Origin of the sequence: Sphingobacterium sp. UME9, from assembly GCF_014170215.1 — a bacterium.
Taxonomy (GTDB): Bacteria; Bacteroidota; Bacteroidia; order Sphingobacteriales; family Sphingobacteriaceae; genus Sphingobacterium; species Sphingobacterium paramultivorum.
Window position 1 is genome coordinate 462,822 of the sequence record NZ_LZZP01000013.1, and the last position, 16,275, is coordinate 479,096.

Annotated in this window: 13 protein-coding genes; 8 read left to right on the forward strand and 5 right to left on the reverse strand. The window is 40.2% G+C overall.

All coding sequences use genetic code 11. The annotated features are described in order from the left end of the window. Window positions 1–40 precede the first annotated feature (40 nt). Both A9970_RS21115 and dctA read left to right on the forward strand, forming a co-directional pair. Window positions 41–1,951, forward strand: a complete 1,911-nt coding sequence (locus A9970_RS21115; protein ID WP_182983584.1) for a class II glutamine amidotransferase — start codon at window positions 41–43, stop codon at window positions 1,949–1,951. 132 nt (window positions 1,952–2,083) lie between these two features. Then, window positions 2,084–3,346 carry a C4-dicarboxylate transporter DctA gene (gene dctA / locus A9970_RS21120; protein WP_220801672.1) on the forward strand — a complete coding sequence of 421 codons (1,263 nt, stop codon included), beginning with the start codon at window positions 2,084–2,086 and terminating at the stop codon, window positions 3,344–3,346. A 261-nt stretch (window positions 3,347–3,607) separates the two neighbouring features. Here the strand turns inward: dctA and lon are convergent, their stop codons facing one another. Then, on the reverse strand, window positions 3,608–6,085 hold the full coding sequence (lon, locus tag A9970_RS21125; RefSeq protein ID WP_182983585.1) for an endopeptidase La: 2,478 nt from the start codon (window positions 6,083–6,085) through the stop codon (window positions 3,608–3,610). 342 nt (window positions 6,086–6,427) lie between these two features. Between lon and A9970_RS21130 the strand changes: the two genes are divergently transcribed. Next, a complete protein-coding gene (locus A9970_RS21130) occupies window positions 6,428–7,084 on the forward strand; it encodes a tetratricopeptide repeat protein (RefSeq protein WP_070563675.1) in 657 nt (218 codons plus the stop codon). Between the two features lie 234 nt (window positions 7,085–7,318). Next, window positions 7,319–7,873, forward strand: coding sequence for a ferritin (locus tag A9970_RS21135; protein WP_120336483.1), 555 nt, complete (start codon window positions 7,319–7,321; stop codon window positions 7,871–7,873). A 98-nt stretch (window positions 7,874–7,971) separates the two neighbouring features. Here the strand turns inward: A9970_RS21135 and A9970_RS21140 are convergent, their stop codons facing one another. From A9970_RS21140 to gpmI, 4 genes are all read right to left on the reverse strand, one after another. Then, on the reverse strand, window positions 7,972–10,266 hold the full coding sequence (locus tag A9970_RS21140) for a TonB-dependent receptor (RefSeq protein ID WP_182983586.1): 2,295 nt from the start codon (window positions 10,264–10,266) through the stop codon (window positions 7,972–7,974). A 163-nt stretch (window positions 10,267–10,429) separates the two neighbouring features. Beyond that, window positions 10,430–10,744 carry a hypothetical protein gene (locus A9970_RS21145; protein WP_182983587.1) on the reverse strand — a complete coding sequence of 105 codons (315 nt, stop codon included), beginning with the start codon at window positions 10,742–10,744 and terminating at the stop codon, window positions 10,430–10,432. A gap of 213 nt (window positions 10,745–10,957) precedes the next feature. Beyond that, window positions 10,958–11,545 (reverse strand): hypothetical protein, encoded by a 588-nt coding sequence (locus tag A9970_RS21150; RefSeq protein WP_182983588.1) that lies wholly within the window; start codon window positions 11,543–11,545, stop codon window positions 10,958–10,960. Further along, complete coding sequence (gpmI, locus tag A9970_RS21155; protein ID WP_182983589.1) at window positions 11,526–13,058, reverse strand: 2,3-bisphosphoglycerate-independent phosphoglycerate mutase; 1,533 nt, start codon at window positions 13,056–13,058, stop codon at window positions 11,526–11,528. The genes A9970_RS21150 and gpmI overlap by 20 nt, the downstream gene beginning before the upstream one ends. A 172-nt stretch (window positions 13,059–13,230) precedes the next feature. Here gpmI and A9970_RS21160 point away from each other — a divergent pair, with 172 nt between their 5' ends. The 4 genes from A9970_RS21160 to A9970_RS21175 all read left to right on the forward strand — a co-directional run bounded on the left by A9970_RS21160 (window position 13,231) and on the right by A9970_RS21175 (window position 16,229). Next, entirely contained in the window at window positions 13,231–13,689 is a 459-nt protein-coding gene (locus A9970_RS21160) for a DUF4783 domain-containing protein (protein WP_182983590.1), read from the forward strand. A 77-nt stretch (window positions 13,690–13,766) separates the two neighbouring features. Beyond that, a complete protein-coding gene (gene nadC / locus A9970_RS21165; protein WP_182983591.1) occupies window positions 13,767–14,624 on the forward strand; it encodes a carboxylating nicotinate-nucleotide diphosphorylase in 858 nt (285 codons plus the stop codon). A 15-nt stretch (window positions 14,625–14,639) separates the two neighbouring features. Next, a complete protein-coding gene (gene plsY / locus A9970_RS21170; protein ID WP_075993893.1) occupies window positions 14,640–15,290 on the forward strand; it encodes a glycerol-3-phosphate 1-O-acyltransferase PlsY in 651 nt (216 codons plus the stop codon). Between the two features lie 126 nt (window positions 15,291–15,416). Continuing rightward, window positions 15,417–16,229 carry a M48 family metallopeptidase gene (locus A9970_RS21175; protein WP_153845179.1) on the forward strand — a complete coding sequence of 271 codons (813 nt, stop codon included), beginning with the start codon at window positions 15,417–15,419 and terminating at the stop codon, window positions 16,227–16,229. Window positions 16,230–16,275 lie beyond the last annotated feature (46 nt).

The window sequence follows — 16,275 nt, forward strand, 5'->3', positions numbered from 1 at the left end:
GTGCTAAATAATTCGTACTTTTGCGACATCAAATCAAGATATGAGCGACGCTATTAAACACGAGTGCGGAATCGCACTAATTCGCCTGTTAAAACCCTTATCTTATTATCAGGAAAAATATGGTACGCCATTTTATGGCATCAACAAATTGTACCTATTAATGGAAAAACAGCACAACCGTGGACAAGACGGGGCTGGAATTGCAACCATTAAATTTGATGTAAAACCTGGAAATCGTTACATTTCGCGTTACAGAGCTATGGGCTCAACTGCCGTGGCAGACATATTCGAATATGTACAGAAAAAATTTGCTTCTGTTCAGAAAGCATTTCCAGAGGAGTCAAAAGATACGCAATGGTTAAAAGATAACGTAAGTTTTACGGGAGAAGTACTTTTAGGACATTTGCGCTATGGAACGCATGGAAAGAACAGTATCGAAAGCTGTCACCCATTTTTAAGACAAAACAATTGGATGTCTCGTAATTTGGTGGTAGCGGGTAACTTCAACATGACTAATGTGGACGAATTGTTGCAACAATTATATGAGTTGGGACAACATCCAAAGGAAAAAGCGGATACCGTAACCGTTTTGGAAAAAATTGGCCATTTCTTAGATGATGAGAACCAGGATCTTTTCGATCAATTCAAAAAAGAAGGTCATTCTAATATTGAGATCAGCTCGCTGATTGCTAAAAATATTGATGTTACCAAAATATTGAAGCGTTCGGCCAAAACTTGGGATGGCGGTTACACCATCGCAGGTATCTTTGGTCACGGTGATGCTTTTGTTATGCGCGACCCAGCTGGTATCCGTCCGGCGTTTTATTATCAGGATGAGGAGATCCTGGTTGTAGCATCGGAAAGACCGGTCATCCAAACGGCATTCAATATTCCTATTGGTGCTGTGAAGGAAATTAAACCAGGCCATGCCCTGATCGCTAAAAAAGACGGTACAGTATCCCAAGAGATGTTTAGACAACCCGTAGAACAACGTTCTTGTTCTTTCGAACGGATTTACTTCTCACGTGGATCAGATGCTGATATCTATCAAGAACGTAAAGAATTAGGAAGATTACTGGTACCTCAGGTATTGGAATCTGTCAAAAATAACATCAAAAATACCGTATTCTCGTTTATTCCAAATACAGCTGAAGTATCTTACTATGGCCTAATGGATGGTATCAATGCCTACGTTCGGGATTTTCAAAAAGAGACCCTATTAAATCGCTCAGAAAAAATCTCTGATGAAGAATTGGATGAAATCTTGAGTATTAAACCTCGTTTTGAAAAACTCAACGTGAAGGACGCTAAACTGCGTACGTTCATTACGCAAGATGCGGACCGTACAGACATGGTACAGCACGTATATGATACAACTTACGGTATTGTAAAGGATCACGAAGATACGATCGTTGCCATTGATGACTCTATTGTTAGGGGAACAACATTGAAACAAAGTATTTTAACGATCTTGGATCGTTTGAATCCGAAAAAAATCGTGATTGTTTCATCAGCACCTCAGATTCGTTACCCAGATTGTTATGGTATCGATATGTCTCGTATGGGTGAATTTGTCGCATTCGAAGCAGCAATTAATCTCTTGAAACAACGTGGTATGGCACATATTATCGATGAAGTTTATCAAAAATGTGTGTTATCAATGACCCAGGATGTTAATGATATCGATAATTATGTCAAAGCGATCTATGCACCTTTTACTGATGAAGAGATTTCGGAAGAAATTGCCCGTATCGTAAGACCTCACCACCTGAAAGCAGAGCTCGAAGTAATTTACCAAACTTTGGATAATTTACACCAAGCTTGTCCAGACCATAAGGGTGATTGGTATTTCTCCGGTGATTACCCAACACCTGGAGGAAACAAGGTTGTCAATAAAGCTTATATGAACTGGATTGAAGGAAAGAATGTAAGAGCATATTTCAGCAGCTAAGTTCAAAATTATAATAGGAAGGGATGCATTTATGCATCCCTTTTTTTTTTATATTCGTACCAATTAATTTCAATATCCTAAATTAAAAAACCGATTAAAGCAAGGGAATTGCTGTCCGTAAATAAATCTATCATGAAGCATATTTTTAAGAGCCTCTATTTTCAAGTCATCGTGGGTATACTTGTGGGGATCATCTGTGGTATCTATTACCCCGATTTTGCTGTTAAGCTAAAACCATTAGGAGATGCTTTTATTAAACTGATCAAGATGGTTATTGCACCATTGATTTTTAGCTCCATTGTGATCGGGATAGCGGGAATGCAGGATACGAAAAAAGTGGGGAAAATCGGTTTAACTTCCATTATCTATTTCGAGATCATGACAACAATAGCCCTTATTATCGGTTTGGTCTTTGTTAATTGGATACAGCCGGGTACTGGCATGAACGCCGATCCAGCTAGTCTTGATGTATCTTCAGTATCCCATTATATTTCAGAATCCAAAGAGCCACATAGTTTTATGGATTTTATCATCGGGATCATTCCAGATAATGTGATTGCTGCGGTAGCTTCGGACAACATGTTGCAGGTACTCGTTTTTGCAGTGCTATTTGGGATCGGTATGACAAAAATAGGGCAGAAAGCTTCCGAGCCTGTGCTCAATGTATTGCAATCTTTTCTGAAGGTTCTCTTCTCCATTATCAAAATGATCATGTATCTGGCTCCAATCGGGGCAATGGGAGCAATGGGTTTTACGATCGGTAAGTTTGGAATCCAGGCCTTATCTAAACTCGGTATGTTGATGTTGAGCTTCTACCTGACCTGTTTTATCTTCGTGATCATCGTGATCGGGGCCGTATTGTATTTTTATCTCAAGGTGAATGTTTTTAAGTTTCTAAAATATATCAAAGAAGAGATTTTAATCGTTTTGGGGACTTCCTCTTCCGAGTCGGCGTTGCCAGGTATCATGCAGAAGATGGAAGATGCGGGTTGTGCCAAGCCTGTTGTGGGCTTAGTTATCCCCACGGGCTATTCTTTCAATCTGGATGGGACAAGTATCTATTTGACTATGGCAGCGGTCTTTATTTCGCAGGCCCTCAATATGCATCTCAGCTTGGAGCAGGAAATTACCTTATTGTTGGTATTGCTATTGACCTCCAAAGGTGCTGCAGGCGTAACAGGAAGTGGTTTCGTTACCCTTGCTGCGACCTTGCCTGTTGTTGGCCATGTACCGGTAGAATCTGTCGCTTTGATCTTTGGTGTAGATCGTTTTATGAGTGAAGCAAGGGCGATAACCAATTTGATCGGAAATTCAGCGGCAACGCTGGTGATTTCAAAATATGAAGATAGTTTGGACGAGGAGCTCCTACATGAAAAGTTAGGGTCTAAACGATGATTTCCGCAATCAAAAGCTAAGGATAAAAGACGCTTCGCTCCAACAAAGAAGGTGTTTGAGAAGTCAGCTCAAACCGTTTAAGAATAGCTGATAAGGTTCTGTGAGCGATAATGCTCATCCATCTGTTTAACACAGCTCAGCTTAAATTCAAAACTGTGCTTCTTTTTCTTATTCATAAAAAATGCCCCCAGAAAGTGTCTAACTTTTTGGGGGCACTGCATTTGGATAGCCCATTTCTATTCAAGACCTTTCGGGTACCTATTAATTCTCTTTTTTGGTATTTTCTAAATCTTGTGTCAGATCGATGGCGCCAATTACTTTTTCTTCCAATAACGCGAGTTTGATCACCTGCGACATTTCAGTCACATAGTGGAACTGCATGTCTTTGATATAATCTTCCTTGATTTCCAAGATGTCTTTTTCATTGGATTTACAAAGGATAATATCTTTGATGTTCGCACGTTTTGCGGCAAGGATTTTCTCCTTAATACCGCCAACAGGCAATACTTTTCCACGTAAGGTAATTTCACCTGTCATGGCTAATTTCTCCTTCACTTTACGTTGGGTAAATAGCGATGTCAGTGCTGTGAGCATTGTTATACCAGCCGAAGGGCCATCTTTTGGAATGGCACCCGCAGGAACGTGAATATGGATATCCCAATGGTCGAAAACGCGGTAGTTAATGCCGAAATCCGAAGCGTGGGCTTTCAGGTAGGCTAGTGCTATCGACGCAGATTCTTTCATGACATCACCCAAATTACCTGTCAGGCTCAAACGTCCTTTTCCTGGGCTCAGCGAGGATTCTATAAATAAGATATCGCCACCTACGGAAGTCCAGGCTAAGCCCGTTACGACGCCGGCAACATTGTTATTTTCGTAGATGTCCTTGTCAAATATTGGAGCACCTAGGATATCGAGCAGATCTTGTTCGTTGATGCTCGGACTGTAATCCTTTTCCATGACAATGCGTGTTGCAATACCACGTACGACAGAGCCGATCTTTTTTTCTAATCCACGCACACCAGATTCACGTGTGTAATCCTCGATAATCTGTTCGATGATCTTAGCTTTTAACGAGACATCTTTGGCTGCCATTCCATGCATTTCGCGTTGTTTTGGCAAGAGGTGTTTTTTCGCGATTTCGATTTTCTCCTCGATGGTATAACCATTCACTTCGATAATTTCCATCCGATCCAATAACGCAGGTTGAATAGCGCTCAAGGAATTGGCTGTCGCAATAAACATCACTTTGGAAAGGTCAAACTCCATTTCGACATAATGATCATAGAAATGTGTGTTTTGTTCCGGATCTAATACCTCCAATAAGGCCGACGAAGGATCTCCTTTGAAGTCCGCGCTCATTTTATCGATTTCGTCCAAAATAAAAACCGGATTTGCTGCTCCTGCTTTTTTCAGGGACTGGATGATACGGCCCGGCATTGCGCCGATATAAGTTTTGCGGTGTCCTCTGATTTCTGCTTCATCGCGTACACCACCCAAGGCCATACGGGTATATTTACGCCCCAATGCTTTGGCAATAGATCTTCCCAAAGAGGTTTTACCGACTCCAGGAGGGCCTACTAAACAAAGAATAGGTACTTTCATATCATTTTTTAATTTCAATACCGCAAGGTATTCAATGATACGTTTTTTTACTTTCTCAAGCCCATAATGATCTTTATCGAGCACTTTTTGTGCTTTGTTTAAATCAAAATTGTCTTTTGTTGTTTCATTCCAGGGTAGATCAAGTAGTAGCTCAAGGTAATTGAGCTGTACCGAATAATCTGCAGCCGCAGGATTGATACGCGATAGCTTTTCGAGTTCTTTTGTGAAATGTTTTTCTACATCAACATTCCATTTCTTTTTCTTGCCCCGTTTTTTAAGCTCTTCCAGCTCAAGATCGGGCGTGTTTCCACCCAGCTCTTCCTGGATTGTTTTGAGCTGTTGGTTCAAGAAATAATCACGTTGTTGCTTGTCAAGGTCGACACGTACTTTATTCTGAATCTGGTGCTTTAGTTCCAGCATCTGGATTTCTGTTGTCAGCAGCTCCAATAAAAGTTTGGCACGATTCTCTACTTTAGGTATTTGAAGTAGTTCCTGTTTTTTGATCATTTCGACATTGATGTTCGACGAAATAAAGTTGATCAGAAACGAAGGGCTTTCAATATTTTTAATCGCGATACCAGCTTCACTAGGTAAGTTTGGCGAAAGCTGGATGATCTGCAGCGCCATTTCTTTTAAGGTAGAAATTGTCGCTTTAAAGTGCTTGGTCATCTTCGGCTTCGCTTCATTGAATTTCTCCACACGTGCCTTTAAATAAGGCTCAGTATCGACAATTTCCAACAAGTTGAACCGTTGTTTTCCCTGGATGATGACGGTGGTATTACCATCAGGCATTTGGAGTACCTTAATGATATGAGCTACGGTGCCCACTTTATTTAGTTCTTCAAATCCTGGGTCCTCTACAGTCATGTCCTTTTGAGAAACAACACCAATGGTCTTGCTGCCTTTATAGGCTTCTTTGACCAGTTTGATGGATTTATCTCTACCTACGGTAATCGGAATGACAACACCGGGGAATAATACGGTATTACGTAAAGGCAAAATAGACAATGCTTCTGGAATTTCAGCATTCGCCATATTATCTTCATCCTCTTGTGTAAGTAGGGGGAAGAATTCGGTATCCTCTGCAACGATTGGAATTGCTTGACTGAAATCAAAAGTTTCGAATTTGCTCATAGTATTTATTTTGTGTATTTGGCAGTCGCTGACATGTTGACGGCTGACTTTCAAATTTTAAGCTTCTATTATTGTTTCCCCTATATTGCAAGGGAAGTGCCAATTGCTAAAAGTGAGCAAAATTACAAATCTATTTTCTAGAATAGGAAAAAAAGGCAGGTTAAATAAAATTTATCTGCCATTTGTTGGAGAAATAGGCATAATAATTGTAATATTGGAATGTGAAAGGGCGACGATGGCAGTTTTTAAGTTTAAAGAAATCAATCGGATGCTTTTTTACAGATGTAGAAACGATCACAAGTGATCATTAAAGAGTGAATATAAAAACGTAACTATTTAGATATGAATTTAAAATCATTTAAATTGGGTTTGTTTACTGGGGTTTTTGCTTTAGTTGCTTTTAGCGCGAATGCACAACAACCTAAACAGGCTGAGCATAGCAACGCTAATGTGAGAATGGGGCAAAAAGCTCTTTTGGATGGTGATTTCAAGAATGCGGAGTCATACTTGACTAAAGCCCTCCCTCAAGAAGGGAAAGATCCGGATGTATTATATATGTTGGGATATTCTCAATTTCAAAATGGTGACTATAAAAAATCAGCTGAAACTTTTGGAAAAGTAGTTGCATTGAACGGTAAAAATGCAAATGCTTTATACTTCAAAGCGAAAGCAACAAACAATCTTGCTACTCAGGCCACAAATAAAACATCTGTTGCCAACAAAGAGCAGTTGTTGAAAGTTGCTATTGAGGATTATTCAAAAGCAATTGCTATTACGCCGACTGATTCGAAATTCTATCAAAATAGAGCGATCGCTAATCGCGATTTAGGTATCTTGATCGGAACGGAGGGTACGCCTAACTACAATAAGGCAATGGCAACTGACGCTTATAACAATGCAATCAAGGATTACGAAAAAGTGTTGAGCTTTGATGCATCGAAAAAAGATATCCAAACAGAAATCAAAAAAGCGAAGGTATATAGAGATAACTTGAAATAGTATCGCTATAAAAGCACGAAAAAAGGGAATGCCAATGGTATTCCCTTTTTTTGTGCTTGTTGATTTTGTACCTATTGATTTGTGCCGGTTGAAATGTACTTATTGGAATGTAACAGTTGGTCACAAATGAGCTGCTTTTCATTTTAACGGGATCACCTTTACCGTTTTTACTTTGATAAATTTCAAACGAAATACGCACTGAAACTGTTCTTTTCCTAAATCAAAATGAATATTATGGAAACGAATCGATTGTCAAAGGAAATGCAGCAAATTTTAATCAGTCAGATGACAAAAGAGGCTGAAGCTGCACAGATTTATTTGGCGTTGGGGGTATGGGCAGATGATCAGGGTTATGGCGGAATCGCCAATTTTCTGTATAGACATGCCCAGGAAGAGCGTAATCACATGACTAAAATTATGGGTTATATTTTGGAAAGAGGTGGACGCCCCAGAATACAGGCTATTGCAGCTCCGCCAGCTGACCCAAAATCGCTGACCGAATGCTTTAATCGCGTTTTTAAACATGAAGTAGATAATACCGAAGCGATCTATAACATTGTCAATTTAGCGATGGCGGAGAAGGACTGGGCAACATGGAACTTTGCACAGTGGTTTGTTAAGGAACAGATTGAAGAAGAGAAATTGGCGCTGGAATTGATGGATAAACTGAAGATTGCCGGTGGTGACCGAGCTTCAGATGAATCCTTGTTTGCGTTGGATTCCTCCCTGGAAGCCATGCCCGACGAAGTAGCCTTGGCAAGGGAAGCGACAGCAGATGACCCCAAATAATTATAAAATAAAAAAGCGGAATCTTCAAGATCCCGCTTTTTTATTTTGCCGTGTACTAATCTTAATCGATCTTACGATCATTTATTACCAAGATTAATTTACTTGATGCTCAATGGCAGATACACACCGAAGGTGATGTTTCTACCCATATTGTAGACACCAAAGCTCGTGTCTTCCTGTGAAAGACGTCCTGGGCGCAATCTGCTCAACGCATCGTAATAACGTTTGTTGGTCAAGTTTGAAGCTGCTGCAAATACTTTCAGTTGCTGCGATCCGAGATGTAATGTCGTACCGATTCCTGCGTTCAATAAAGTATAAGAGTTTGCTGGCGTTTCGAAGGTTTCATCAATGCGGTTCTGTTTGAAATAATTGTCCAGCCCCACAGAAACGTAGAAAGCATTCAAGCCGCTAATCTTGGGCTCAAGCCGCAATGTATTGTGTACAACGCCAGCTGGAATCAATGCCAAGGGTCTGTTAAAGGTATTGTTCTGTGCATGGGTATAGCTAAATGTATTATCCAGGTGTATCCAGTTTAGCAAATGAAAATTCAGGCTTCCTTCAACACCGTAAAGATTGGCATTTACCTGGCCATAGCGATATACGTCGTAGGTATGCGAATCGCCATCTTCACCCACAACGGTTTTCGTGTCGCCTTTTGTTGTTGAGGCATAGATAAAATTGTGGATATAGTTTTCATAGATTCCGATACTTCCTGTAACGATGCTATGTCCAAACTCGAGGGTTGCATCCGCTTGGTAACTTCGTTCAGGTTTTAGGTTTTCATTACCAACTTCATACCGGTAAGTTCCTTCGTGTACACCGTTGGAACCTAATTCTGCCGGATTAGGCGCTCTAAAAGCCGAACCGGCATTTGCTTTGAAATTGAGGTCTTCGCTGAAAATATGTGTATATCCAAGCGCTCCGCTAACATTGCTGAAACTATTTTTAAAACCAGCGAACTGCTCTTCGTCTTCAATAAAGAGTTGCTTGCCTTTGTTGTTGACGTAGTCATAGCGTAATCCAACGTTAAAGGTATTTTCGCCCCAGGTTTTCTTCGCATAGCCAAAAGCGCCCAATTCCAACTGATCATAGGCCGGAATTAAGAATTCAACACCTTTATTTAAACTGTGTTCCTGGCTAGCACTGATACCAAAGACATGTTGCCAGCCATTTTTTTCACTTAACGAATATTTTGCGTCAAGTGAATACGTATTCAGGTCAAAGAATAAGGAAGGTGTTGCTTCTTCAAGCTCCCGACGTTGATTTTTTTGATAGCCCAGATCAAGTTTTAAACTACCGGAACCGATGATAAAGTTATTGTTGAGGGCCAGTTTGTAATGGCGGATATCCTGTTTAGGGAAATCTAAGGTACGGCTTTTTGAGTTTATGTAAAGCGGGTCACCAGGTTCGGCATCGTAAAAGCCGATATTATTTTTCAGGTATGAAAAATTCAGATGAGAGTAGCCCCATTGCTTGTTTAGCCCGAGCATACCACTGAAATTACTGTTGTTAAAACCACTATTGCCATATCGGCCTGCGGGCGTATTATAAGAATAGGCGTTTTGATAAGAACCACGCCCACGCCATACGAAGCCATTTTCATTACCGGTAAGCATAACAGAACTATTGGTTAGTCCGTTGTTGGTGGAGTAGCTGCTCAATACTTCACCTTTAATTTGCCCAGCTGTAGGAACATTTGGTTCAAGCACATTGATTACACCGCCAATAGCATCAGATCCGTACATCAAAGAGGCTGCACCACGCAGGACCTCCACACGATCCGGTTGATTTTGGTCGATTTCAATACCATGTTCGTCACCCCATTGCTGTCCCATCTGTTTAACACCATCACTTACCGTAACGACACGATTATAACCTAGACCCCGTATAACAGGTTTTGAAATACCTTGTCCCGTTGTGATCTGGCTTAGTCCGGGAACTTGTCGGGCAAGAGCATCAATAAGATTCGTTGCATTTCCCTGCAGTTCATCTTTGGAGATTACAGCAACCGAGGTACTGCTGCGACGGCTCTGTGAGGTGACCAATGTACCTGTAACGACGACTTCATTGGTTTCAATAATACTTTCGGTTAGGGCGAAATCAAGGGAAAGATTTTCCGAAGTTAAATCAACGGTCTTGACAACGGACTGATAGCCCAAGAAACGGACCTCAACCAAGTAGCGTCCACTTGAAGGAAGTGATTTAAAGCTATAATGACCTTGTTGGTCTGATGCGGTGCTCGAACGAAGCTGTTGCAGTGATATTGTAGCGCCAGCAATGGGAAGATTTGTTTTTGCATCCGTTACTTTACCGCTGATTGTTGCGGCGAGAGCTGGAAATATGGAGAAATAGGAGACAAGCATAAAAATGCAGCCTATAATTTTAAGTTTCATCTGTACGAATAATTTTTACGTATATATAACATCAAGGATAACAGCAACCCAATAATTCATCGTATGAATTCTTGAGATTGTCGAGTTCTAAAAACTTTTATGAAGTCGTTTGTCGCAATAATGAGAAGAATATAGGAGTGACATTATTGGACTTATGTAAAAATTAAGCGATGGGGGGACCGCGATTGCCAGAAAGCAGTGATCGAATAATTTGATCTCCGGTGATAAACAGGCCAAATTCGACCTGACGTGTCGGGAGTATTAATTCGCGTAGCGTAAAATGAAAAACAATTTGTGGATGTGAATTTTGATCACAAATAGAACACTTCGGATGGTCTGCATGATTTTTTTTTGCAGGACTGTCTACGATACTGAGTGCAGTTTGCGGATGCGCATGGGTATACACAATGAACTGACCAATTAAGAAGGTCATTAAGAGCATTAATGCTGCGAATTTGTTCAATGAGATATCTTTCACGCTAAAATCACTACGTTTAAACCCATTTATCCGTTGAGTTATTTTGTTAATCTGGTCAAAGATAAGGAAAATAAAATATAAAGCAATTGTGTTGCATTTATTATTGTTGTGACACTGTATAAATGTCCGCTTAAAAGATAAACTGAATTTACAGAAAAGCCCTCAAAAATGGATGCTATTCTTGAGGGCTGTGTATGGTACTGATCAGGCTGTCTATTTTTTGGAAGGAATAAACTTGCCTTCAATTTCATATTGATTGGCATCCAAACCTTGGACATCCTGCAGTTTGACAATTCGATACAGCGAGTCGCTGTAATAGTCTAATTTTTCTTGACTATCGTATAAGGTATTTGTTATCTTTTTATCGATATGGATGTGTTTTACCTTTTCGTTTTTGTCAAATTCGATGCGCAGTTTCTGTATCTGTAGTTCTTTCTTTTTAGCTGTAAATTCTGTTACACAGTCTACAGCTTTGACTTCATACAGTGATGGGTCGAAGTTTTTGCTGATATCGGCAGCTTGAAAAGCGGAAAGTTCATTTTTCCAGTTGCCAATTTTCAGTTCGCGTTGTTCTTTCTCACCGTCTTTGCTGACAGATTTTAGAACTGCGGGATTGAGCTGCTGCAAGCGATTGACTTCGGCATTAAAAAACGAATCGACAGAAAATATAGCTGAAGATTTTTGTGTTTTTTTTGTCGCGGATGGAGATCCACAGCTCCAAAAAAGCAGAGCACTGCCCATAAGAAGGGAAAGTGCTCTGTTACTATTTTTATGTAAATTATTATTCTGATACCAATACATTTCCTGTCATTTCAACGGGGATATTGACGCCTAAAAGTTGTAAGACGGTTGGGGCAATATCACCTAATTTACCATCTGCTATTTTCTTATACTGATCGTCAATTAAGATACACGGAACCAAATTGGTTGTGTGTGCCGTATTTGGCGATCCATCTTCATTGAGCATAAACTCGGAGTTACCATGATCGGCCAAAATAATAAAGGAGTAACCATTTTTAAGGCCTGTTTCAACAACCGTTTTTGTACATTGATCAACAGTTTCTACCGCTTTTATGACAGCGTCAAAAACACCTGTGTGACCTACCATATCTGGGTTTGCAAAATTCAGACAGATAAAATCTGGTTGAAGGGTCTCCATGTCATTGACGATAGCTTCTGTAATTCCTTTGGCAGACATCTCCGGTTGAAGATCGTAAGTCGCTACTTTTGGGGAGGGAACCAACAAGCGGTTTTCACCTTCAAACTGTTGTTCACGACCTCCTGAAAAGAAAAATGTCACGTGCGGATATTTCTCTGTTTCGGCAATACGTGTTTGTGTTTTATGGTTTGCTTCCAACACTTCACCCAAAGTATTGGACAAGTTGTCTTTTTGGAAAACAACGCTGACATTTTGGAATGTTTCATCGTAAGAGGTCATTGTCACATAATATAGATCCAATGGTTGTAGATCATATTCTGGAAATGCCTTTTGTGTCAACGCGATTGTAATCTCGCGGCCGCGATCCGTTCTGAAGTTGTAACAGAATACTACATCACCTTCTTGGACTGTTGCTACAGGTGTACCGTTGGCGTCTACCAATGCGATTGGTTTCACAAACTCATCGGTTACACCTTCGTCGTATGATTTTTGGATCGATGCAACAAGGTCATTGGATTTTTCACCTTCCGCTTTTACTAAAAGATCGTATGCTAATTTTACACGTTCCCATCTGTTATCGCGGTCCATTGCATAATATCGGCCGATTGCAGAGGCAAAAGTACCTGTTGTCGTCTTTAAATAGTCTTGTAAGTCCCTAACATAACCGATGCCGGAGTTTGGATCCGTATCACGGCCATCTAAAAATGCATGTATAAAAACTTGGTCACTTGTCAAGCCAGCATGTTTTGCAGCATCACATAAGCCTTTTAAATGCTTTGTATGTGCGTGTACACCACCATCAGAAAGTAATCCGATTAAATGTACCTTTTTGTTATTTTCCAATGCATATTTAAATGCGTCTTGAATGATAGGATCCGAATTGAATACGCCGTCATTGACAGCTTTGTGAATACGACCCAATTCTTGGTAGACGATTCTTCCGGCGCCAAGATTCATGTGACCAACCTCCGAGTTACCCATTTGTCCAGCAGGTAAACCTACAGCTTCACCAGAGGCCTCTAAGCTCGAGTTTGGATAAGCTTCTAATAAATGATCTAAAAATGGGGTGTTTGCAGCTTCAACTGCATTTGATTTATCATGTTTTCCATATCCTAGTCCGTCTAGGATCATGAGTGCAACTTTTTTCTTATTCATCGTATAACAAAGATAATCTTAATTTTAGAATCTATCAACGCATCTTAAAAAGTTCCCTTGTTAATCCCTAATAATTTTATAGGTTTGTGGCATAGTTTATGTTTGGTAAAAAACGGAGCTACCTAATGATTGATATGGATGATAGAAGCTGTTCTATAATATGTTGAGCTATATGAAATTTTTAAGCTATTGCGCATTTATACTTATTAATAGTCTTTTTGTACACACTGCGGCCTTCGGGCATTATTTAAGAGAAGTGAATACAGTGGTAAAGGTAGCTTTGCCAGGTGATGATGATTCTTTAGGAAGTATTTCAGAGGAGCTAAAATCGTATTTAAAAGAAGGTAACGCAAAAAATATGGCCAAGTATTTTGGTTCAAACTTAACCTTATCTATTTTGGGGGAGAATGGTGTCTACACAAAGTATCAGTCGGAAATCATGTTGGCGGCATTTTTTAATCAGCATAAACCCAAGACTGTTAAATTGACGCAAGCCAGCAATGCAAACAATGGCTATCAATATTTTACATTTACATTAGCTACCGAACAAACAAACTATCGTGTCTTTATTAAGATCGGCGTAGGAAATAATAACCAATCTATTGAAGAGCTAAGAATCGACAAAAATTAAAGCTAGCGATGCTTTTTTTAAAAATCTATTTTTCGATTAAAAAATTATTCCACATCTTAGCCCAATAAATAGTATTTATGGAGAAGGAAATCAAGGACTATCTGGCCCATTTTGTAAAACAGGCTGTCGCAGAGGATTTGGGCGATGGAGATCATACCTCACTTTCTACGATTGAAACTGGGGCACAAGGTGAAGCAAAATTGATTGTTAAGGATAATGGTATTTTAGCAGGGGTTGAAGTAGCGCAGGCGATTATTGCTTATATTGACGATAGTTTGACCTGTGAGGTGTTTATCCAGGATGGAAGTCAGGTTAAAGTAGGTGACATTGCTTTTTATGTGAGGGGAAATATCCAAAGTATTTTGCTGGCAGAGCGTTTGGTGCTGAATGTCATGCAGCGTATGAGTGGCATTGCGACAACTACCCGAAAATATGTAGACCTTCTCAAAGGTACAGATACGAAAGTTTTGGACACACGGAAAACGACGCCATTGTTGCGTGTATTGGAGAAAGAAGCCGTTCGTATAGGAGGTGGAATCAATCATCGTTTTGGTCTTTTTGATATGATTTTAATTAAGGACAACCATGTGGACTATAGTGGCGGTATTGTACCTGCTCTAAAGCGCGCAAATGATTACAGAAAGAACCTAAATAAACCAATAGAAATAGAAATTGAAGTCCGAAATTTTGCGGAGCTTGATGAAGTTCTTAACTTTGGCGAAGTGGACCGAATCATGTTAGATAATTTTTCGCCGCAGGATGTAGCCAAAGCTGTTCAGATTATTGACCATCGATTCAAGACAGAGGCCTCTGGGGGAATAACTTTCGACACGATTCGATCGTATGCGGAGGCCGGGGTAGATTATATTTCAGTAGGTGCTTTGACACACAGTGTAAGGAGCCTGGATCTTAGTCTGAAGGCCAAATTAATATAAGAACTGATTTAATTAATGATATCAATTTATTTAGTAACTGCAGTATTACTAGCTTATTTGTTTGGATCCATACCTACAGCAGTTTGGTTGGGACAGGCATTTTATGGGGTAGATGTTCGTGAGTATGGTAGCGGTAATGCTGGGGCGACTAACACCTTTCGCGTCTTGGGCCCTAAAGCGGGGTCGATCGTGATGTTTGTAGATATATTTAAAGGCTGGACAGCAACAAACCTGGCTTATTTAATAGAACTGGGGCAAAATACGAGCGATGTCCAATTTGTTAACTTTCAGTTGGCACTTGGCGTTATTGCGGTATTAGGGCACTTGTTTCCTGTATTTGCGGGATTTAGAGGTGGAAAAGGGGTGGCCACACTGTGTGGTATGATCCTCGCTATACATACACCTGCCGCTTTGGTCTGTGTTTCAGTGTTTATCATCATTCTGCTGACAACCCATTATGTTTCGCTGGGTTCCATTTCAGCAGGTTTTGCATTTCCTTTTAGTTTGGCCTTTATTTTTAAAACAACCATACCTTCTGTGCTGCTTTATGGGATAGCCATTTGTATCTTGTTGTTAATTACCCATCAAAAGAATATAGAGCGTCTGTTAAAGGGACATGAATCCAAAATTTACCTCTTTAAGAAAAAGCCGAAGGAAAAAGAATAGGCACAATAATTGCATCCTCTAAAACGTATTTAATAATTGATTGTGAAATATCCATGTTGGAAAAGCTGAAAGCCGATCACCATCGCTCGGATATTCCATATGGCCATTGAAAGAAAATATATACATATGAACGGAGTGTTTAAGTATTCGGCTATGGTATTAGCGTGTGTAACACTGGCATCGGGGTTGTCAGGTTGCGCAACTTCAGCTGTTACGGGTAAAAAATATTTGAAATTGGTCAGCGCAGATCAAGTGAACCAACAAGCTGCATTGGCTTATAAAGATTTCTTATCGAAAAATAACGCTAAAGTAGTAACCGGAACTGCAGATGCAGCTATGGTGAAACGCGTTGGTAACAAGCTTGCAACGGCGGTTAACCAGTATTTGCAAAGTACAGGCCGCGCAAATCAATTTAACTTCAACTGGGAGTTTAATTTGGTGAAGAGCGATGATGTGAATGCATGGTGTATGCCTGGAGGTAAAGTTGCGGTATATACCGGAATATTGCCGGTAACACGTACAGAAGCGGGTTTAGCAACAGTTATGGGACATGAGATCGCACATGCTATTGAGGAGCATTCTGTAGCTCAGGCTTCGAATCAGATCGCTTTACAGCTGGGAGGACAGATTTTAGGTTCAGCTGCAGGGGTATCTGGAAACAGTACGCTTGGTGTTTTTAACAATCTGTATGGTTTAGGTGGCAACCTGGCGCAATTAAAATTTTCGAGAAGTGATGAATCTGATGCGGATGCAGCAGGTTTGATTATTATGGCTTTGGCAGGTTATAATCCAAATGAGGCTGTAGATTTCTGGAAACGTATGGCATCGGGTAGTCAAAAAGGGCAGCCTGAGTTTTTGAGTACGCACCCGAGTGATGAGCGACGTATAGCTGATATTCAGAGATTGATTCCAAATGCGATGAAATATTATAAAAAATAAAGAGTCAATACAATTGAAAAAGCGGAGAATGCACCTTGCATACTCC

Bases quoted from the DNA above. Each gene is read 5' to 3' on its own strand.
- A9970_RS21115 (WP_182983584.1), top strand. From the start codon at position 41: ATGAGCGACGCTATTAAACACGAGTGCGGAATCGCACTAATTCGCCTG.
- dctA (WP_220801672.1), top strand. From the start codon at position 2,084: ATGAAGCATATTTTTAAGAGCCTCTATTTTCAAGTCATCGTGGGTATA.
- lon (WP_182983585.1), bottom strand. From the start codon at position 6,085: ATGAGCAAATTCGAAACTTTTGATTTCAGTCAAGCAATTCCAATCGTT.
- A9970_RS21130 (WP_070563675.1), top strand. From the start codon at position 6,428: ATGAATTTAAAATCATTTAAATTGGGTTTGTTTACTGGGGTTTTTGCT.
- A9970_RS21135 (WP_120336483.1), top strand. From the start codon at position 7,319: ATGGAAACGAATCGATTGTCAAAGGAAATGCAGCAAATTTTAATCAGT.
- A9970_RS21140 (WP_182983586.1), bottom strand. From the start codon at position 10,266: ATGAAACTTAAAATTATAGGCTGCATTTTTATGCTTGTCTCCTATTTC.
- A9970_RS21150 (WP_182983588.1), bottom strand. From the start codon at position 11,545: ATGTATTGGTATCAGAATAATAATTTACATAAAAATAGTAACAGAGCA.
- gpmI (WP_182983589.1), bottom strand. From the start codon at position 13,058: ATGAATAAGAAAAAAGTTGCACTCATGATCCTAGACGGACTAGGATAT.
- A9970_RS21160 (WP_182983590.1), top strand. From the start codon at position 13,231: ATGAAATTTTTAAGCTATTGCGCATTTATACTTATTAATAGTCTTTTT.
- nadC (WP_182983591.1), top strand. From the start codon at position 13,767: ATGGAGAAGGAAATCAAGGACTATCTGGCCCATTTTGTAAAACAGGCT.
- plsY (WP_075993893.1), top strand. From the start codon at position 14,640: ATGATATCAATTTATTTAGTAACTGCAGTATTACTAGCTTATTTGTTT.
- A9970_RS21175 (WP_153845179.1), top strand. From the start codon at position 15,417: ATGAACGGAGTGTTTAAGTATTCGGCTATGGTATTAGCGTGTGTAACA.